The sequence below is a fragment of the Shigella dysenteriae genome (genome assembly GCF_022354085.1).
GTDB classification, from domain to species: domain Bacteria; phylum Pseudomonadota; class Gammaproteobacteria; order Enterobacterales; family Enterobacteriaceae; genus Escherichia; species Escherichia coli.
In genome coordinates this window covers 3622509-3641105 of sequence record NZ_CP055055.1, presented here as the reverse complement: position 1 = coordinate 3641105, position 18597 = coordinate 3622509, and the positions used below count along the sequence as shown (strand labels likewise).

General features: G+C 54.6%; 16 protein-coding genes. 10 read left to right on the top strand and 6 right to left on the bottom strand.

The window, feature by feature from the left end; genetic code table 11:
* Window positions 1-2: 2 nt before the first annotated feature.
* From hycD to hycI, 6 genes are read left to right on the top strand one after another with little or no spacing between them, the layout of a single operon-like run.
* The gene (gene hycD, locus HUZ68_RS17420) at window positions 3-926 is read left to right on the top strand and encodes a formate hydrogenlyase subunit HycD (RefSeq protein WP_001765079.1); all 924 of its coding nucleotides are present in this window, start codon (window positions 3-5) and stop codon (window positions 924-926) included.
* A 17-nt stretch (window positions 927-943) separates the two neighbouring features.
* Window positions 944-2653, top strand: coding sequence for a formate hydrogenlyase subunit HycE (hycE, locus tag HUZ68_RS17415; protein ID WP_033815159.1), 1710 nt, complete (start codon window positions 944-946; stop codon window positions 2651-2653).
* A gap of 9 nt (window positions 2654-2662) precedes the next feature.
* Window positions 2663-3205: a formate hydrogenlyase subunit HycF gene (gene hycF, locus HUZ68_RS17410; protein WP_000493785.1), complete on the top strand. Its 543-nt coding sequence runs from the start codon at window positions 2663-2665 to the stop codon at window positions 3203-3205.
* On the top strand, window positions 3205-3972 hold the full coding sequence (gene hycG, locus HUZ68_RS17405; RefSeq protein ID WP_000067399.1) for a formate hydrogenlyase subunit HycG: 768 nt from the start codon (window positions 3205-3207) through the stop codon (window positions 3970-3972). Before hycF ends, hycG begins: the two co-directional genes overlap by 1 nt.
* Entirely contained in the window at window positions 3969-4379 is a 411-nt protein-coding gene (gene hycH, locus HUZ68_RS17400; protein ID WP_001291921.1) for a formate hydrogenlyase assembly protein HycH, read from the top strand. The genes hycG and hycH overlap by 4 nt, the downstream gene beginning before the upstream one ends.
* Window positions 4372-4842, top strand: a complete 471-nt coding sequence (gene hycI / locus HUZ68_RS17395) for a hydrogenase maturation peptidase HycI (RefSeq protein WP_000132961.1) — start codon at window positions 4372-4374, stop codon at window positions 4840-4842. The genes hycH and hycI overlap by 8 nt, the downstream gene beginning before the upstream one ends.
* A gap of 158 nt (window positions 4843-5000) precedes the next feature.
* Here the strand turns inward: hycI and ascB are convergent, their stop codons facing one another.
* The gene (gene ascB, locus HUZ68_RS17390; RefSeq protein WP_033815168.1) at window positions 5001-6425 is read right to left on the bottom strand and encodes a 6-phospho-beta-glucosidase AscB; all 1425 of its coding nucleotides are present in this window, start codon (window positions 6423-6425) and stop codon (window positions 5001-5003) included.
* A gap of 8 nt (window positions 6426-6433) precedes the next feature.
* Window positions 6434-7891 carry a PTS cellobiose/arbutin/salicin transporter subunit IIBC gene (gene ascF / locus HUZ68_RS17385; protein ID WP_033815158.1) on the bottom strand — a complete coding sequence of 486 codons (1458 nt, stop codon included), beginning with the start codon at window positions 7889-7891 and terminating at the stop codon, window positions 6434-6436.
* A 259-nt stretch (window positions 7892-8150) separates the two neighbouring features.
* Here ascF and ascG point away from each other — a divergent pair, with 259 nt between their 5' ends.
* From ascG to hypF, 3 genes are all read left to right on the top strand, one after another.
* Window positions 8151-9161, top strand: a complete 1011-nt coding sequence (ascG, locus tag HUZ68_RS17380; RefSeq protein ID WP_033815167.1) for a DNA-binding transcriptional regulator AscG — start codon at window positions 8151-8153, stop codon at window positions 9159-9161.
* 148 nt (window positions 9162-9309) lie between these two features.
* The gene (hydN, locus tag HUZ68_RS17375; protein ID WP_001078777.1) at window positions 9310-9837 is read left to right on the top strand and encodes an electron transport protein HydN; all 528 of its coding nucleotides are present in this window, start codon (window positions 9310-9312) and stop codon (window positions 9835-9837) included.
* Window positions 9838-9989: 152 nt separating this feature from the next.
* Window positions 9990-12242 carry a carbamoyltransferase HypF gene (gene hypF, locus HUZ68_RS17370; RefSeq protein WP_033815166.1) on the top strand — a complete coding sequence of 751 codons (2253 nt, stop codon included), beginning with the start codon at window positions 9990-9992 and terminating at the stop codon, window positions 12240-12242.
* Between the two features lie 321 nt (window positions 12243-12563).
* Here hypF and norW read toward each other — a convergent pair whose 3' ends face one another.
* Together norW and norV are read right to left on the bottom strand one after the other, a co-directional pair.
* Window positions 12564-13697, bottom strand: coding sequence for an NADH:flavorubredoxin reductase NorW (norW, locus tag HUZ68_RS17365; RefSeq protein ID WP_033815157.1), 1134 nt, complete (start codon window positions 13695-13697; stop codon window positions 12564-12566).
* The gene (norV, locus tag HUZ68_RS17360; RefSeq protein WP_000029622.1) at window positions 13694-15133 is read right to left on the bottom strand and encodes an anaerobic nitric oxide reductase flavorubredoxin; all 1440 of its coding nucleotides are present in this window, start codon (window positions 15131-15133) and stop codon (window positions 13694-13696) included. Before norV ends, norW begins: the two co-directional genes overlap by 4 nt.
* 186 nt (window positions 15134-15319) lie before the next feature.
* On the opposite strand from norV, the gene norR reads away from it, so the two are divergent.
* Entirely contained in the window at window positions 15320-16834 is a 1515-nt protein-coding gene (norR, locus tag HUZ68_RS17355; RefSeq protein WP_000010728.1) for a nitric oxide reductase transcriptional regulator NorR, read from the top strand.
* Here the strand turns inward: norR and gutQ are convergent.
* Both gutQ and srlR read right to left on the bottom strand, forming a co-directional pair.
* Window positions 16831-17796, bottom strand: a complete 966-nt coding sequence (gene gutQ / locus HUZ68_RS17350; RefSeq protein ID WP_001287416.1) for an arabinose-5-phosphate isomerase GutQ — start codon at window positions 17794-17796, stop codon at window positions 16831-16833. The two genes, norR and gutQ, sit on opposite strands and share 4 nt — an antisense overlap.
* On the bottom strand, window positions 17789-18562 hold the full coding sequence (gene srlR / locus HUZ68_RS17345; protein ID WP_000804550.1) for a glucitol operon DNA-binding transcriptional repressor SrlR: 774 nt from the start codon (window positions 18560-18562) through the stop codon (window positions 17789-17791). The genes gutQ and srlR overlap by 8 nt, the downstream gene beginning before the upstream one ends.
* Window positions 18563-18597: the final 35 nt, after the last annotated feature.

Genomic DNA, 18597 nt, shown 5'->3' with positions numbered 1-18597 from the left:
GAATGAGTGTTTTATATCCGTTAATTCAGGCGCTGGTGTTATTTGCCGTTGCGCCGCTGCTCTCCGGTATAACCCGCGTGGCGCGCGCCCGCTTGCATAACCGTCGCGGGCCGGGCGTGTTGCAGGAGTATCGCGACATTATCAAACTGCTGGGGCGTCAGAGCGTTGGCCCGGATGCCTCCGGCTGGGTGTTCCGCCTGACGCCGTATGTGATGGTGGGCGTCATGCTGACTATCGCTACTGCGCTGCCGGTGGTGACCGTTGGTTCTCCGCTGCCGCAACTGGGCGATTTGATCACCTTACTGTATCTCTTTGCCATCGCGCGTTTCTTCTTTGCCATTTCCGGTCTGGATACCGGTAGCCCGTTTACTGCTATCGGCGCGAGCCGTGAAGCGATGCTTGGCGTGCTGGTCGAACCGATGCTGCTGCTTGGTCTGTGGGTTGCCGCACAGGTTGCCGGTTCCACCAACATCAGCAACATCACCGACACCGTTTATCACTGGCCGCTGAGCCAGAGCATCCCGCTGGTGCTGGCGCTTTGTGCCTGTGCGTTCGCCACTTTTATCGAAATGGGCAAACTGCCGTTCGACCTGGCGGAAGCCGAGCAGGAGTTGCAGGAAGGTCCGCTCTCTGAGTACAGCGGCAGCGGCTTTGGCGTCATGAAATGGGGTATCAGCCTGAAACAGTTGGTGGTGCTGCAGATGTTCGTCGGGGTGTTTATTCCGTGGGGACAAATGGAAACCTTCACCGTCGGTGGGCTGCTGCTGGCGCTGGTGATTGCCATCATCAAACTGGTGGTCGGCGTCCTGGTTATCGCGCTGTTCGAAAACAGCATGGCCCGTCTGCGTCTTGATATTACTCCGCGCATTACCTGGGCTGGGTTTGGCTTTGCATTTTTAGCGTTCGTCTCCTTGCTGGCGGCGTGATTAAAGAGAGTTTGAGCATGTCTGAAGAAAAATTAGGTCAACATTATCTCGCCGCGCTGAATGAGGCATTTCCGGGCGTCGTGCTGGACCACGCCTGGCAGACCAAAGATCAGCTGACTGTCACCGTAAAGGTGAACTACCTGCCGGAAGTGGTGGAGTTTCTTTACTACAAACAGAGTGGCTGGCTGTCGGTGCTGTTTGGTAACGACGAACGCAAACTGAATGGTCATTACGCCGTTTATTACGTGCTGTCGATGGAGAAGGGCACCAAGTGTTGGGTAACGGTTCGCGTCGAAGTTGATGCCAACAAACCGGAGTATCCGTCCGTGACGCCGCGCGTTCCGGCGGCGGTGTGGGGCGAGCGCGAAGTGCGCGATATGTACGGTTTGATTCCGGTAGGGCTGCCGGATGAACGCCGTCTGGTGCTGCCGGATGACTGGCCGGATGAACTTTATCCGCTGCGTAAAGACAGCATGGATTATCGTCAACGTCCGGCACCGACCACCGATGCTGAAACCTACGAGTTCATCAACGAACTGGGCGACAAGAAAAACAACGTCGTGCCGATTGGTCCGCTGCACGTCACTTCTGACGAACCGGGTCATTTCCGTCTGTTCGTCGATGGCGAAAACATTATCGACGCCGACTACCGTCTGTTCTACGTTCATCGCGGCATGGAAAAACTGGCGGAAACCCGTATGGGTTACAACGAAGTGACCTTCCTCTCTGACCGTGTGTGCGGGATCTGCGGCTTTGCTCACAGCACCGCCTACACCACGTCGGTGGAAAACGCGATGGGTATTCAGGTGCCAGAACGTGCGCAGATGATCCGCGCCATTCTGCTGGAGGTGGAACGCCTGCACTCGCATCTGCTCAACCTCGGTCTTGCCTGCCACTTTACCGGCTTTGACTCCGGCTTTATGCAGTTCTTCCGCGTGCGTGAAACCTCCATGAAAATGGCAGAGATCCTTACCGGTGCGCGTAAAACCTACGGCCTGAACCTGATCGGCGGGATTCGTCGCGATCTGCTGAAAGATGACATGATCCAGACCCGCCAGCTGGCGCAACAGATGCGTCGTGAAGTGCAGGAGCTGGTGGATGTGCTGTTGAGCACACCGAACATGGAACAACGCACTGTCGGCATTGGTCGTCTGGACCCGGAAATCGCTCGCGACTTCAGTAACGTCGGCCCGATGGTCCGTGCCAGCGGTCACGCTCGCGATACTCGCGCCGATCACCCGTTTGTTGGTTATGGCCTGCTGCCAATGGAAGTCCACAGCGAGCAGGGCTGCGACGTTATTTCCCGTCTGAAAGTGCGTATCAACGAAGTCTATACCGCGCTGAACATGATCGACTACGGTCTGGATAACCTGCCGGGTGGCCCACTGATGGTGGAAGGCTTTACCTACATTCCGCACCGCTTTGCGCTGGGCTTTGCCGAAGCGCCGCGCGGCGATGATATCCACTGGAGCATGACCGGCGACAACCAGAAGCTGTACCGCTGGCGCTGCCGTGCCGCGACTTACGCGAACTGGCCGACCCTGCGCTACATGCTGCGTGGCAATACCGTTTCCGATGCGCCGCTGATTATCGGTAGCCTCGACCCTTGCTACTCCTGTACCGACCGCATGACCGTGGTCGATGTGCGTAAGAAGAAGAGCAAAGTGGTGCCGTACAAAGAACTCGAGCGTTACAGCATTGAGCGTAAAAACTCGCCGCTGAAATAAGGAATCGCCATGTTTACCTTTATCAAAAAAGTCATCAAAACCGGCACGGCGACCTCGTCTTATCCGCTGGAGCCGATTGCGGTTGATAAAAACTTCCGTGGTAAGCCAGAGCAGAACCCGCAGCAGTGCATCGGCTGCGCGGCCTGCGTCAATGCCTGCCCGTCAAACGCCTTAACGGTTGAAACTGACCTCGCCACAGGAGAGCTGGCCTGGGAGTTTAATCTCGGGCGCTGCATCTTCTGTGGACGCTGCGAAGAAGTTTGCCCGACGGCGGCAATCAAACTGTCGCAAGAGTACGAACTGGCGGTGTGGAAGAAAGAAGACTTCCTGCAACAGTCCCGCTTCGCGCTGTGCAACTGTCGCGTCTGCAATCGTCCTTTCGCCGTCCAGAAAGAGATCGACTACGCCATTGCTCTGCTTAAGCACAATGGTGACAGCCGCGCGGAAAACCACCGCGAAAGCTTTGAGACTTGCCCGGAATGTAAGCGCCAGAAATGCCTGGTGCCGTCCGACCGTATTGAACTGACTCGCCATATGAAAGAGGCCATCTGATGAGCAATTTATTAGGCCCCCGTGACGCCAACGGCATTCCGGTCCCGATGACGGTGGATGAATCCATCGCCAGCATGAAGGCGTCGTTACTGAAAAAAATCAAACGTTCTGCCTACGTTTACCGCGTGGACTGCGGCGGCTGCAACGGCTGCGAAATCGAAATTTTCGCCACGCTTTCGCCGCTGTTTGATGCAGAACGCTTCGGCATTAAAGTCGTTCCTTCACCGCGTCATGCGGATATTTTACTGTTTACCGGCGCGGTCACCCGTGCAATGCGATCCCCTGCGCTGCGTGCGTGGCAGTCCGCGCCGGACCCGAAAATTTGTATCTCCTACGGTGCCTGCGGTAACAGCGGCGGGATCTTCCACGATCTCTACTGCGTGTGGGGCGGTACGGATAAAATCGTCCCGGTGGATGTTTATATCCCTGGCTGCCCGCCAACGCCTGCCGCCACGCTGTACGGCTTTGCAATGGCGCTCGGCCTGCTGGAGCAGAAAATTCACGCCCGTGGGCCGGGTGAGCAGGATGAACAACCGGCTGAGATTCTGCATGGCGATATGGTGCAGCCACTGCGCGTGAAAGTGGATCGCGAAGCACGCCGCCTGGCGGGTTATCGTTACGGTCGCCAGATTGCCGATGACTTCCTGACGCAATTAGGGCAGGGCGAAGAGCAGGTTGCACGCTGGCTGGAAGCGGAAAACGATCCGCGTCTGAACGAGATTGTCAGCCATCTGAATCATGTTGTTGAAGAGGCGCGTATCCGATGAGTGAAAAGGTGGTGTTCAGTCAACTGAGCCGTAAATTTATTGATGAGAACGATGCCACGCCCGCCGAGGCGCAGCAGGTAGTCTATTACAGCCTGGCGATTGGTCACCACCTTGGGGTTATCGATTGCCTGGAAGCGGCGCTCACCTGCCCGTGGGATGAATATCTGGCATGGATTGCCACTCTGGAGGCGGGCAGCGAAGCCCGCCGCAAAATGGAAGGTGTGCCGAAGTACGGTGAGATCGTCATCGACATTAACCATGTGCCGATGCTGGCCAATGCATTCGATAAAGCCCGGGCAGCGCAAACTTCGCAGCAGCAGGAATGGAGTACAATGCTGTTAAGTATGCTGCATGATATTCATCAGGAAAACGCCATCTATTTGATGGTGAGGAGACTGCGTGACTGACGTTTTACTCTGTGTTGGCAATAGCATGATGGGCGATGATGGCGCAGGTCCGCTGCTGGCGGAAAAGTGCGCCGCCGCGCCGAAAGGTAACTGGGTGGTGATTGACGGCGGTAGCGCACCGGAAAACGACATCGTCGCTATCCGTGAACTGCGCCCGACACGACTGCTGATTGTCGACGCCACTGATATGGGGCTAAACCCCGGCGAAATCCGCATCATCGACCCGGATGATATCGCCGAGATGTTTATGATGACTACCCATAACATGCCGTTGAACTACCTTATCGATCAGTTGAAAGAAGATATTGGCGAAGTGATTTTCCTCGGCATCCAGCCGGATATCGTCGGCTTTTACTACCCGATGACCCAGCCGATTAAAGATGCGGTAGAAACCGTTTATCAACGACTGGAAGGCTGGGAAGGGAACGGCGGCTTCGCGCAGTTAGCGGTGGAAGAAGAGTAGTTTTTCAATAAGTAATCAGGACAGGGATGTTCTTGATGGGGTGAACCAGCTCTGATGCCAAATGCTAAATTGCCCGATGCGCTGCGCTTATCGGGCTTTCCTGGTTCGTGCGACATGTAGGCCGGATAAGGCGTTCACGCCGCATCCGGCACTGTTACTTACTCTAAATCTTCACCATTACTGGCAATCACTTTTTTATACCACCAGAACGATTTCTTACGCGTGCGCGTCAGCGTACCGTTTCCTGCGTCGTCACGGTCTACGTAGACAAAACCGTAGCGTTTGCTCATTTCACCCGTAGAGGCGGAAACTAAATCAATACAGCCCCATGTGGTGTAGCCCATCAGCGGAATGCCGTCTGCAATCGCTTCGCCCATTGCGCGGATATGTTCGCGTAAATAGCTGATGCGATAGTCATCGTTAATCTCGCCATTGGCAGCAAATTCATCTTTTGCGCCCAGGCCGTTTTCCACCAGAAACAGCGGCTTCTGATAACGGTCGTACATCATATTCATGGTGATACGCAGACCGAGTGGATCAATACCCCAGCCCCAGTCGCTTACCTGTAGATACGGGTTACGCAGCGATTTCACTACATTCGCCGCACTGCTGTTATTGGCGTTCATCTCTGCCGAGGCGCAGCGCGAGGCGTAATAGCTGAAGGAGACAAAATCGACGGTGTTTTTCAGGATCTCATCATCGCCCGGTGCTTTGTTGATGGTTACCCCTTTTTCGCGAAATACGCGGGCAGAGTAAGCCGGATACGCGCCCCGCGCCTGCACATCGATAAAAAACAGGTTTTCCCGATCTTTCTCCAGCGCCGCCCAGACATCTTCTGGCTTGCAGCTGTATGGGTAGAAGTTGCCGCCCGCCAGCATACAGCCCACCTGATTTTGCGGGTTAACCTCATGGGCGATTTTGGTGGCTAATGCACTGGCAATCAGTTGGTGATGCGCAGCCTGATATTTCACCTGATCCTGATTTTCACCTTCTTCAAACACCAGACCCGCGCCGGAAAACGGGCTATGCAACATAATGTTGATTTCATTGAAGGTTAGCCAGTATTTCACCAGGCTATCAAATGCTTCAAAGCAGGTCCGGGCGTAGCGGCTGAAAAACTCCACCAGCTTGCGGTTACGCCAGGAGCCATATTCGGTGACCAGATACATCGGCACATCGAAGTGGCACAACGTGACCAGCGGTTCGATACCGTACTTTTTACACTCTTCAAAGACAGAACGATAAAAAGCAATGCCCTGCGGATTGGGCGTCAGTTCATCGCCCTGCGGGAAGAGGCGGCTCCAGGCAATTGAGGTGCGGAAAACCTTAAATCCCATCTCTGCCATCAGGGCGATATCTTCTTTATAACGATGATAAAAATCCGTCGCCTCATGGCTGGGATAAAACTCGTCATCGCGCAACTGAAAACGTTTTTCCAGCCCCAGTTTCACCGCCATTCGATGCTCGCCGTGTGGGATCATATCGACCGTGGTCAGCCCTTTGCCACCTTCACGGAACGCACCTTCAGACTGGTTAGCGGCAAGCGCGCCGCCCCATAAAAAACCTTCTGGAAATACTGACATTTTCATCCTCAATTAAGACTTACTTCTTTGGCGACGGTCGGTTGTGCGCTCTGATGCTTTCGCGTCTCGGCAGCCGCTTCCTCAACAGGAATATCCTCAAAGCCGAGCAACAGTGTGAGGATAAACGACAGCACGACCGCCAGCGCCATGACCGCGAACACCCAGACGATGCTCATTGGATTCGCCGGATCGAAGAACTGCACGCTGGTAAATAGCCCCGGCGCTGCCATTGAGTGGCTGGCAAGCCCCGCCATACCGGCAACCGCGCCGCAAATAAAACCGCTGATAAGACTGGCGATAAGCGGACGTTTCAGGCGGATCGCCACGCCGTATAACGCCGGTTCGGAAATCCCCGCCATAATGGCTGATGCCGCCGCAGCCAGCGCCGTCTGGCGCAGTTCCGGGTTTTTCGTTTTCCACGCCACCGCCAGTGATGAACCGCCCAGCGACAGGTTAGCGCCGATCTCTGACGGCATGACCATCCCTTCTTTGCCGGTTTCGGCAATGGTCTGAATGATGGTTGGCGTAAAGACGCGGTGCATCCCGGTCATTACCAGCAGAGGCCACAGCGCGCCCATAATGGCGACTGAAAGCCAGCCCAGATAACCATGAATGGTGTAAACCAGCGCCGAAATGGCGCTACCGATCCAGATACCAATCGGGCCAATCAGCAGGATTGCCAGCGGTGCGGCAATCAACACAATCAGCATTGGTTTGAGGAAGTTTTTGGTCACCGCCGGTGTAATGCGATCCACCCAGCGTTCGATATATGACAGGCACCAGGTCATCACCAGCGCCGGGATCACCGTGTAGGTGTATTTCACCGCGGTGACCGGAATCAGGGCAAATTCGACATGTTCACCCTGGGCCGCTTTCGCCATCAATTCAATAAAACTCGGATGTACCAGCACACCCGCGATGGCAATCGCCAGCGACATATTGGTTTTAAATTTGATGGCGGCAGATGCCGCGACCATTAGCGGCAGGAAGAAGAAAGCACCGTCACCAATCACATTCAGAATGGTTAAGGTCGGCGATCCTTTTGTCAGCACGCCGCTCATCTCGAGGATCATCGCCAGCAGTTTGACCATCGATCCGCCGATAATCGCCGGGATCAGCGGTGACATGGTGCCGATCAGCGCATCGAGGATCCCCGCACCAATGCGACGCAGTGTGAGTTTGGGTTTACCCACGGGCTGTGCGGGCTGCATATCTCCCGGCAGCAGGCTGACGACTTCCTGAAAGGCTTGTGAAACGGTATTGCCGATAATCACCTGACACTGATTGTCACTACGTACCACGCCGAGCACGCCGGGGATGGTTTTTAACATCGGGCTGTCGATAAGCGCATCATCTTTGATAACAAAGCGCAAACGCGTCATACAGTGCGTGACTGCCGAGATGTTATCAACGCCGCCCAGTGCCGCTATCACCGAGCGTGCCAGCGCCGCATAATTTTTGGCCATCGGATTTTATCCTGTTATCAGTAGGGTAGATGTAGTTGTTATCAGTCGACGTGACGGAAAAATGCCGATGCTGAAACGGAATTAAGAAACCGGTTTCACAAAATCATGAATAGTTGCCACTAAATAAGCAAGAGAGTTAATTGTTCATTTTTTATATTTGTGAAAGCGGTCACCTGAATATTTTTCCCGCCGATTGCGCAAGGACAATCGGCAAACGGTGCAGTACACTGCGTTGATTGCGTGTAAAGGGATGAAAATGATGACGACGATGCTGGAAGTGGCGAAGCGCGCCGGGGTTTCAAAAGCGACCGTTTCCCGCGTGCTTTCAGGTAATGGCTACGTCAGCCAGGAGACTAAAGATCGCGTGTTTCAGGCGGTAGAAGAGAGCGGTTACCGTCCAAACTTGCTGGCGCGCAATCTGTCGGCGAAGAGTACTCAGACGCTGGGGCTGGTAGTGACCAACACGCTTTACCACGGCATTTATTTTAGTGAATTACTGTTTCATGCCGCGCGAATGGCGGAAGAGAAAGGGCGGCAGTTGCTATTGGCAGATGGTAAACACAGCGCCGAAGAAGAGCGCCAGGCGATTCAGTATCTGCTGGATCTGCGCTGCGACGCGATCATGATTTATCCGCGCTTTTTAAGCGTGGATGAAATTGATGACATCATTGACGCGCACAGTCAGCCGATAATGGTGCTTAATCGCCGCCTGCGCAAAAATAGCAGCCATAGCGTCTGGTGCGATCATAAACAGACCAGCTTTAACGCCGTGGCAGAGTTGATAAACGCCGGACATCAGGAGATTGCTTTCCTTACCGGCTCGATGGATTCCCCCACCAGCGTTGAACGTCTTGCCGGGTATAAAGACGCGCTGGCGCAGCATGGTATTGCGCTCAATGAAAAACTTATCGCGAACGGTAAATGGACGCCCGCCAGCGGGGCCGAAGGGGTAGAAATGTTGCTCGAACGTGGGGTTAAATTTAGCGCGTTAGTTGCCAGTAACGACGATATGGCGATAGGTGCGATGAAAGCGTTACACGAGCGCGGCGTAGCGGTGCCAGAGCAGGTGTCAGTTATCGGATTCGATGATATCGCAATTGCCCCCTACACCGTTCCGGCGCTCTCCAGCGTAAAAATTCCGGTGACTGAGATGATTCAGGAAGTTATTGGACGGCTGATTTTTATGCTCGATGGGGGCGCTTACACACCGCCGAAAACCTTCAGCGGAAAATTGATCTGCCGCGACTCACTCAAAGCTTTACCGCGATAAACACTGTCATCACATGTCATCGTCACTAGTGTCGATGACATCGTTTTTCCTGCATCACAGAATTTAATTTCCTTAAATAACAGTGAATTAAAAACTGGCATGATTTGTGAATGTATCGGCGCATTAACTGTCATTGCTGGAGAATTTGATGAACCGTTTCATCATTGCTGATGCGAGTAAATGTATTGGTTGCCGTACCTGTGAAGTGGCGTGCGTGGTTTCTCATCAGGAAAATCAGGACTGTGCATCGCTGACCCCGGAAACATTTTTACCGCGTATCCATGTCATTAAAGGTGTGAACATTTCCACGGCGACAGTTTGCCGTCAGTGTGAAGATGCACCGTGCGCTAACGTCTGCCCGAATGGTGCTATCAGCCGTGATAAAGGGTTTGTTCATGTGATGCAGGAACGTTGCATTGGTTGCAAAACCTGCGTTGTGGCTTGCCCGTATGGCGCGATGGAAGTGGTGGTACGTCCGGTGATTCGCAACAGCGGCGCAGGGCTGAATGTACGGGCTGACAAAGCCGAAGCCAATAAATGCGACCTGTGCAACCATCGTGAAGACGGTCCGGCGTGTATGGCGGCTTGCCCGACTCATGCGCTGATTTGTGTCGATCGTAATAAACTTGAACAACTGAGCGCAGAAAAACGCCGCCGTACGGCGCTGATGTTCTAAAAATCTTACAGAACTGTTCTGGCATCAAAGGAATTCCCGGAAATATTCGTAGAATACGGAGCGGGCGGTATCGCCGACCTGTGACTGCCGGATGCGACGCTGTCGTGTCCGGCTGGGCGGGTTACGCAATTCATGATGGCGGGAATAACTCAATGTCAAAAAACACATCTTGCGGTGTCCAACTGCGTATTCGTGGCAAAGTGCAGGGCGTCGGTTTTCGTCCGTTTGTCTGGCAACTGGCACAGCAATTAAATCTTCACGGCGATGTCTGTAATGACGGCGATGGCGTAGAAGTCCGGCTGCTGGAAGACCCGGAAACGTTTCTTGTTCAATTGCATCAGCACTGCCCGCCGCTGGCGCGTATTGATAGCGTCGAGCGTGAGCCGTACATCTGGTCACAACTGCCCACTGAGTTCACCATCCGCCAGAGCGCGGGAGGTGCCATGAATACGCAAATTGTCCCGGATGCCGCTACTTGCCCTGCTTGCCTTGCCGAAATGAATACCCCAGGCGAGCGGCGTTATCGTTATCCGTTTATCAACTGTACTCACTGTGGCCCGCGTTTCACCATTATTCGCGCCATGCCTTACGACCGCCCGTTTACCGTAATGGCGGCGTTTCCGTTGTGTCCGGCTTGTGACAAAGAGTACCGCGACCCGCTCGATCGTCGCTTCCACGCCCAGCCGGTGGCCTGCCCGGAGTGTGGCCCGCATCTTGAATGGGTAAGTCATGGTGAACATGCGGAACAAGAGGCGGCATTACAGGCGGCTATCGCACAGTTAAAAATGGGCAACATTGTCGCCATCAAAGGGATTGGCGGATTTCATCTTGCCTGCGATGCACGTAACAGTAACGCGGTGGCGACACTGCGGGCGCGCAAACATCGCCCGGCGAAACCGCTGGCGGTCATGTTGCCAGTGGCTGACGGTTTACCAGACGCTGCGCGCCAGTTGCTTACCACGCCCGCCGCGCCGATTGTGCTGGTGGATAAAAAATACGTACCTGAGCTTTGTGATGATATCGCCCCTGACCTTAACGAAGTCGGGGTAATGTTGCCTGCGAACCCGCTCCAGCATTTGCTGTTACAGGAACTGCAATGCCCGCTGGTGATGACCTCTGGCAACCTGAGCGGTAAACCACCGGCTATCAGCAACGAACAGGCGCTGGCGGATTTGCAGGGCATTGCCGACGGATTCTTGATACATAACCGCGACATCGTGCAGCGGATGGATGATTCGGTGGTGCGCGAAAGCGGCGAAATGCTGCGCCGTTCGCGGGGGTATGTGCCGGATGCGCTGGCTTTGCCTCCGGGCTTTAAAAATGTTCCGCCTGTGCTGTGTCTCGGCGCGGATCTGAAAAACACCTTCTGCCTGGTGCGCGGTGAACAAGCGGTGTTGAGTCAGCATCTGGGCGATTTAAGTGACGATGGCATCCAGATGCAGTGGCGCGAAGCGTTACGCCTGATGCAAAACATCTACGATTTCACCCCGCAATACGTTGTGCATGACGCACATCCGGGCTATGTCTCCAGCCAGTGGGCGAGCGAGATGAATCTGCCGACGCAAACGGTACTGCATCATCATGCCCACGCAGCGGCGTGTCTGGCAGAACATCACTGGCCACTGGATGGCGGTGATGTCATTGCTTTGACGCTCGACGGTATCGGTATGGGGGAGAACGGCGCTTTGTGGGGCGGCGAGTGCCTGCGGGTGAACTATCGCGAATGCCAGCACCTGGGCGGCTTGCCTGCAGTGGCGCTTCCGGGTGGCGATTTGGCGGCGAAGCAGCCGTGGCGAAACCTGCTGGCGCAGTGCCTGCGCTTTGTGCCGGAGTGGCAGAATTACCCTGAAACGGCAAGTGTACAACAGCAAAACTGGAGCGTTCTGGCGCGGGCCATTGAGCGTGGAATTAACGCGCCGCTGGCGTCATCGTGTGGGCGGGTGTTCGATGCAGTGGCGGCGGCACTGGGCTGTGCGCCAGCCACGTTAAGTTATGAAGGTGAAGCGGCTTGTGCTCTGGAGGCGCTCGCAGCCTCATGCCACGGAGTGACGCATCCGGTGACAATGCCGCTGGTGGACAATCAACTGGATCTCGCCACTTTCTGGCAGCAGTGGCTGAACTGGCAGGCACCGGTTAATCAACGCGCGTGGGCGTTTCATGATGCGCTGGCGCAGGGTTTTGCCGCGTTGATGCGTGAGCAGGCCACGATGCGTGGTATCACTACGCTGGTATTTAGCGGCGGGGTTATTCATAACCGTTTGCTGCGTGCACGTCTGGCGCATTATCTCGCTGATTTCACATTGCTCTTTCCACAGAGTTTACCGGCGGGTGATGGCGGTTTGTCTCTGGGGCAGGGGGTTATTGCTGCGGCGCGTTGGTTAGCGGGTGAAGTCCAGAACGGATAAAACGTGTTGCATTTGGACACCATTGCCGGATGCGGCGTAAACGCCTTATCCGGCCTACACGTGCGTCCCCGTAGGTCGGATAAGATGCGCCAGCATCGCATCCGACATTTTGGGTACAGTAGCTGGATGCGACATGAACGCATTATGTGACCAACACATGCCTCCCCGTAGGTCGGGTAAGACGCGCCAGCATCGCATCCGACATTTTGGGTACAGTAGGCGGATGCGACATGAACGCATTATGTGACCAACACATGCGTCCCCGTAGGTCGGATAAGACGCGTCAGCGTCGCATCCGACATTTTGGGCACAGTAGCCCGCCTACACCGGCAATGTTTTCAACAATCCAAATGCCTCTTTCATCCGATCCTCACTGACCACAAAGGCGCGAAGTTGGTCTGCATCGTCAACACCGCGCGCCACCATTCCCTGGCTTTCGGTATTAATCTGCCAGCGTAAATCCTGACGCTGGGTTTCGCCTGCCAGATGCAGCGGTAATTCCGGCGTTTTGATTTTCACCAGCATCGCCGGTAGTTTCAGCGGCGTGTTATTGCCGAGAAGATTTTTTGCCAGCACCATCGCGCTAAGTTGAATCGGCTGGAGGAACGGCAATACCTGACCGTTAATTTCCGCGCAATCGCCCAGCGCGTAAATATCGGCATTACTGGTTTGCAGATAACTATCGACGCAAACGCCGCGATTAATCGTCAGCCCGGCGCGTCGTGCCAGGGCGGCTTCCGGGCGCAGTCCGGTGGCGGCAATTACCGCATCCACTTCGATGCTGCGCTGGTGGTCCAGCGTTGCCAGAATGCCAGAATCCGTTTTTTCCAGCCCCTGCAACTGAGATTTCAACAGCAGATGAACGCCCATCTCCGTCAACCGATGCTGCAAGCGACTGCTTACTTCCGGTGGCATTAACGACGCCAGAATACTGGCAGCGTTGTCGATTAGCGTAACCATTTTGCCTGCACGACAAAAATCCATCGCCAGTTCGCTACCAATCAAACCACCGCCAACAATCAACACGCGTCGGGCATCCCGCAGTTGCGTTTCACAGGCGCGATACTCTTGCTGACTATTTAACGTCAGCATTAACTCACGCCCAGGCACTGGCGGGACAAAGGCGCTGGCACCGGTTGCCAGCACCAGCTTGTCGTATTGCCACTGATTATTCTGGCTTTTCACCACACGGGCTTCGGCATCGATATCCGTCACCCAAGTTTGCGGAAACAGTAGCAGATTAAACTGCTCGGCAAATTCACCCGCCGTCTGGCGGGTAAGGTCGTCGGCACGTTGCCCCTGACTGATAACATGGCTGAGGTCAGGTTTGTTGTACTCATCCATGCTGTCGGCGGCAATCAGGGTTAATGGAATACTGGCGTCCTGTTTGCGAATATTTTTCACCAGTTGGCGGGCGGCGAAGCCCGAACCAATGATCACAATGCCGTTACTCATTTTGCCTCCGATGCCAGTTCGTCAAAGACGTCTTTGCCGAGGGAGCATTCCGGGCAGAGGAAGTTATCCGGGACTTCACTCCACGGCGTTCCTGGCGCAACGTCCTGCATTGGCTCGCCTTTTGCCGGATCGTAAATCCACTGGCAGACGCTGCACTGCATCCGTGGGCCGAGGTCAGCCGTCGTGGTGGCAGAGGTTTCTTCTTTAACTACCGTATTCACCGTGCTCTGCGGCAGCGGCGCGAGCGCCCACTGACGGGCGATTTCGCGACCGTGTTCACGGCATAACTCCAGAGCGTCCTGGTCTGGTCGCCATTTCGCTTTCAGGCTAAGCGACATTTCGAAACCCGCATCCTGCAGGCGCGTGGAAAGACGATCCACCGCACCGCCGCTCCAGCCGTGAGAGCCGAAAGCACTGGCGCGTTTGTTACGGAAGCGTAATCCGGTCATCTCCTCCACCAGCCCGGCGATTTTCGGCATCATCACGTTATTCATCGTCGAAGTGCCGACCAGCACGCCTTTTGAGCGGAAGACATTGGTCAGGATTTCGTTTTTATCGCTTCGGGCGACGTTGAAAATTTTCACCGCCACGCGTGGGTCGGTTTCCGCAATCCCCTGGGCGATAGCGTCAGCCATCATGCGGGTGTTATTCGACATGGTGTCGTAGAAAATGGTGATTCTGTCTTCCTGATAATCAGCGGCCCACTTCAGGTACAGCTCGACAATTTGCGTCGGGTTATCGCGCCAGACCACGCCGTGGGAGGTCGCTATCATATCGACTGGTAAGTTAAAGCCCAGGATCTCGGTAATTTTCGGCGTTACCAGGCGGCTGAACGGCGTCAGGATATTGGCGTAGTAACGCTGGCACTGCTCGAAAAGCTCCGTCTGATCCACTTCATCGTTGAACAGATGCTCGTCGCAGTAGTGCTGACCGAAAGCATCGTTACTGAACAGCACCGCGTCGCCTGTCAGGTAAGTCATCATGCTGTCCGGCCAGTGCAGCATTGGTGTTTCGACAAAAATGAGCTGTTTGCCGTTGCCGATATCCAGCGTGTCGCCAGTTTTCACCACATTAAAATTCCACTCCGGATGATGGTGATGACCATTTATCGAGTCGATAGCGTTGGCTGTACAGTAGATCGGCGTATCGGGAATTTGTGCCATCAGTTCGGTCAGCGCCCCGGCGTGGTCCTCTTCTGCATGGTTAATCACGATGTAATCGATATCCGCCAGATCGATTTCATTACGCAGGTTCTGCACAAATTCGCGGCTGAATTTATGGTCGACGGTGTCGATCAGCACGTTTTTTTCTTCGCGGATGAGGTAGCTGTTGTAGCTGCTGCCGCGCAGCGTTTTATATTCCGTGCCGTGAAAATCACGCACTTCCCAGTCACGTTGACCCACCCAATGAATGTTATTTTTCACCACAATAGACATAGCAACCTCAATTTATTCAGCGTGTTGTAAAAAGATGTCTTGCTAATTGCAGATTGCGTGCCAGTTTTTTATCTGATTGTTTTTACTCTATAAATAAAATTATGCTCATTAATGAGTAGTCAAAATGACTATCAATCAAATGGTCGATATGACAATATCTATAGTCAAATTGACAGTGAGGCAAAGATGAGTTTTTCCGTTGATGTGCTGGCGAATATCGCCATCGAATTGCAGCGTGGGATTGGTCATCAGGATCGTTTTCAGCGCCTGATCACCACGCTGCGTCAGGTGCTGGAGTGCGATGCGTCTGCGTTGCTACGTTACGACTCGCGGCAGTTTATTCCGCTTGCCATCGACGGGCTGGCGAAGGATGTACTCGGTAGACGCTTTGCGCTGGAAGGTCATCCACGGCTGGAAGCGATTGCCCGCGCGGGTGATGTGGTGCGCTTTCCCGCAGACAGCGAATTGCCCGATCCCTATGACGGTTTGATTCCAGGGCAGGAGAGTCTGAAGGTTCACGCCTGCGTTGGTCTGCCGCTGTTTGCCGGGCAAAACCTGATCGGCGCATTGACGCTCGACGGGATGCAGCCCGATCAGTTCGATGTTTTCAGCGACGAAGAGTTACGCCTGATTGCCGCGCTGGCGGCGGGAGCGTTAAGCAATGCGTTGCTGATTGAGCAACTGGAAAGCCAGAATATGCTGCCGGGCGATGCCGCGCCGTTTGAAGCGGTGAAACAGACGCAGATGATTGGCTTATCGCCAGGCATGACGCAATTGAAAAAAGAGATTGAGATTGTGGCGGCGTCCGATCTCAACGTCTTAATCAGCGGTGAGACGGGAACCGGTAAGGAGCTGGTGGCGAAAGCGATTCATGAAGCCTCGCCAAGGGCGGTGAATCCGCTGGTCTATCTCAACTGTGCCGCACTGCCGGAAAGTGTGGCGGAAAGTGAGTTGTTCGGGCATGTGAAAGGAGCGTTTACTGGCGCTATCAGTAACCGCAGTGGGAAGTTTGAAATGGCGGATAACGGCACGCTGTTTCTCGATGAGATCGGCGAGTTGTCGTTGGCATTGCAGGCCAAGCTGCTGAGGGTGTTGCAGTATGGCGATATTCAGCGCGTTGGCGATGACCGTAGTTTGCGGGTCGATGTGCGCGTGCTGGCGGCGACTAACCGCGATTTACGCGAAGAGGTGCTGGCAGGGCGATTTCGCGCTGACTTGTTCCACCGCCTGAGCGTGTTTCCACTTTCGGTGCCGCCGCTGCGTGAGCGGGGCGATGATGTCATTCTGCTGGCGGGGTATTTCTGCGAGCAGTGTCGTTTGCGGCTGGGGCTCTCCCGCGTGGTATTAAGTGCCGGAGCGCGAAATTTACTGCAACACTATCGTTTTCCGGGGAACGTGCGCGAACTGGAACATGCTATTCATCGGGCGGTAGTGCTGGCGAGAGCCACCCGCAACGGCGATGAAGTGATTCTTGAGGCGCAACATTTTGCTTTTCCTGAGGTGACGTTACCGCCGCCAGAAGCGGCGGCGGTGCCCGTTGTTAAGCAAAACCTGCGTGAAGCGACAGAAGCGTTCCAGCGTGAAACTATTCGTCAGGCACTGGCACAAAATCATCACAACTGGGCAGCCTGCGCGCGAATGCTGGAAACCGACGTCGCCAACCTGCATCGGCTGGCGAAACGTCTGGGATTGAAGGATTAAATAATCCCGGCCTGATAGAAATCCTGCAGGTTAATTGCGCCGACGAGTTTGCCGTTTTCATCTACCACCGGTGCGGCAGTGATTTTGCGCTTCATCAGGATCTCTTTGGCGTCGATGGCGCGGCTTTGTGCCTGTAATGTGGTACCGCCTGTCGTCATCGCTTCATTAACTGGCGTGGTGAGTGCGCCGCCGCCAACCAGCCAGCGACGTAAATCGCCGTCGGTAAAGACGCCTTGTACCTGTTGTTGAGCGTCACATACCGCCACCAGCCCCAGACCGGTGCGGCTGAGTTCCAGCATCGCATCCATCACGCTGGCGGTTAACGCTACCTGTGGGATAGCGTCATCACGACGCATCAGATGATGCACTTTATTCAGCAAGCGAGCGCCCAGTGCCCCGGCTGGGTGGGAGCGGGCAAAATCTTCTTCATTAAATCCGCGCGCCTGCATGACCGCCATCGCCAGCGCGTCGCCCATCATCAGGGTATTGACGGTGCTGGAGGTCGGCGCAAGGTGCATCGGGCAGGCTTCGCGTTCTACGGAGATATCCAGCACCGCTTTCGCCGCCAGGCCCAGCGGTGACGTCGGTTTGCCGGTCATCGCCAGCAGCGCGATAGATTTATCTTCCAGACGCGGAATAATCAGATCCAGTTCCTTCGCGCCACCGGAGTAAGAGATAAACAGCATCACATCGCGGCTTTCGATCATCCCCAGATCGCCGTGCAGCGCTTCTGCCGGATGGACAAAAAAAGCCGGTGTGCCGGTACTGGCAAGCGTTGCGGCGATTTTCTTACCAATGTGGCCCGATTTGCCAATTCCCGAAACCACCACTTTGCCTTCGCAGTGCAGGATGATATTGGCGGCGCGAACAAAATCATCGCCCAGACGTTCCGGTAAGCGGCTTGCTTCCTGCAACTCCAGCATTAACGTCTGACGTCCCGCGTTCAGTAGTGCTTCACTCATTGCTCTCTCCGGTTATGATCACATCGATCCCTTTCTCTTCCAGCGCCTGACGAAACGCCGGATCGATACCTGCGTCGGTAATTAGCTTATCGACGCTTTCAAGACTGCAAACTACATTGGGGCTTTTACGGCCAAACTTTGATGAGTCCGCCATCAAAATCACTTCGCGCGCGGCATTGCACATTGCCTTACTGACGGTATAAACCTCGTTGAAGGTGGTTACGCCCGCATTGAGATCGATGCCGTCGGTGCCCATAAACAATTTATCGAAGGTGAAATGCTCGAAGGCATTCTCTGCCAGCTGCCCGTGAAATGAGGCCGATTTTTTACGAAATGTTCCGCCTGGCATCAGGATAGTTTGTTCGTTATCCAGTTCGGATAGCGCATTGACGATATGCAGGCTGTTGGTCATCACTGTGATGTTATTAAAGCGCGAGAGCAGGGGGACCATCTGCAAAACGGTACTGCCAGCATCAAGAATGATCGAATCGCCATCATGGATAAAACTAACGGCAGCTTCTGCAATCAGCTCTTTCTTGTGGGTGTTGATGAGTGTTTTATGATCGATAGGCGGATCGGATTCCTCTTTATTCAACACCACTCCGCCATAAGTACGAATGACGGTTCCGGCATGTTCCAGAATGACCAGATCTTTGCGAATGGTTGTGCCTGTGGTGTCAAAGTATTGCGCCAATTCTTCAACCGAGCATTTACCCTGCTTTTGCAGATACTCCAGAATGGCGGCCTGACGCTGACGAGGTTTCATGGGCGTGATTACCTGATTTAGGTTTCAAAATGATA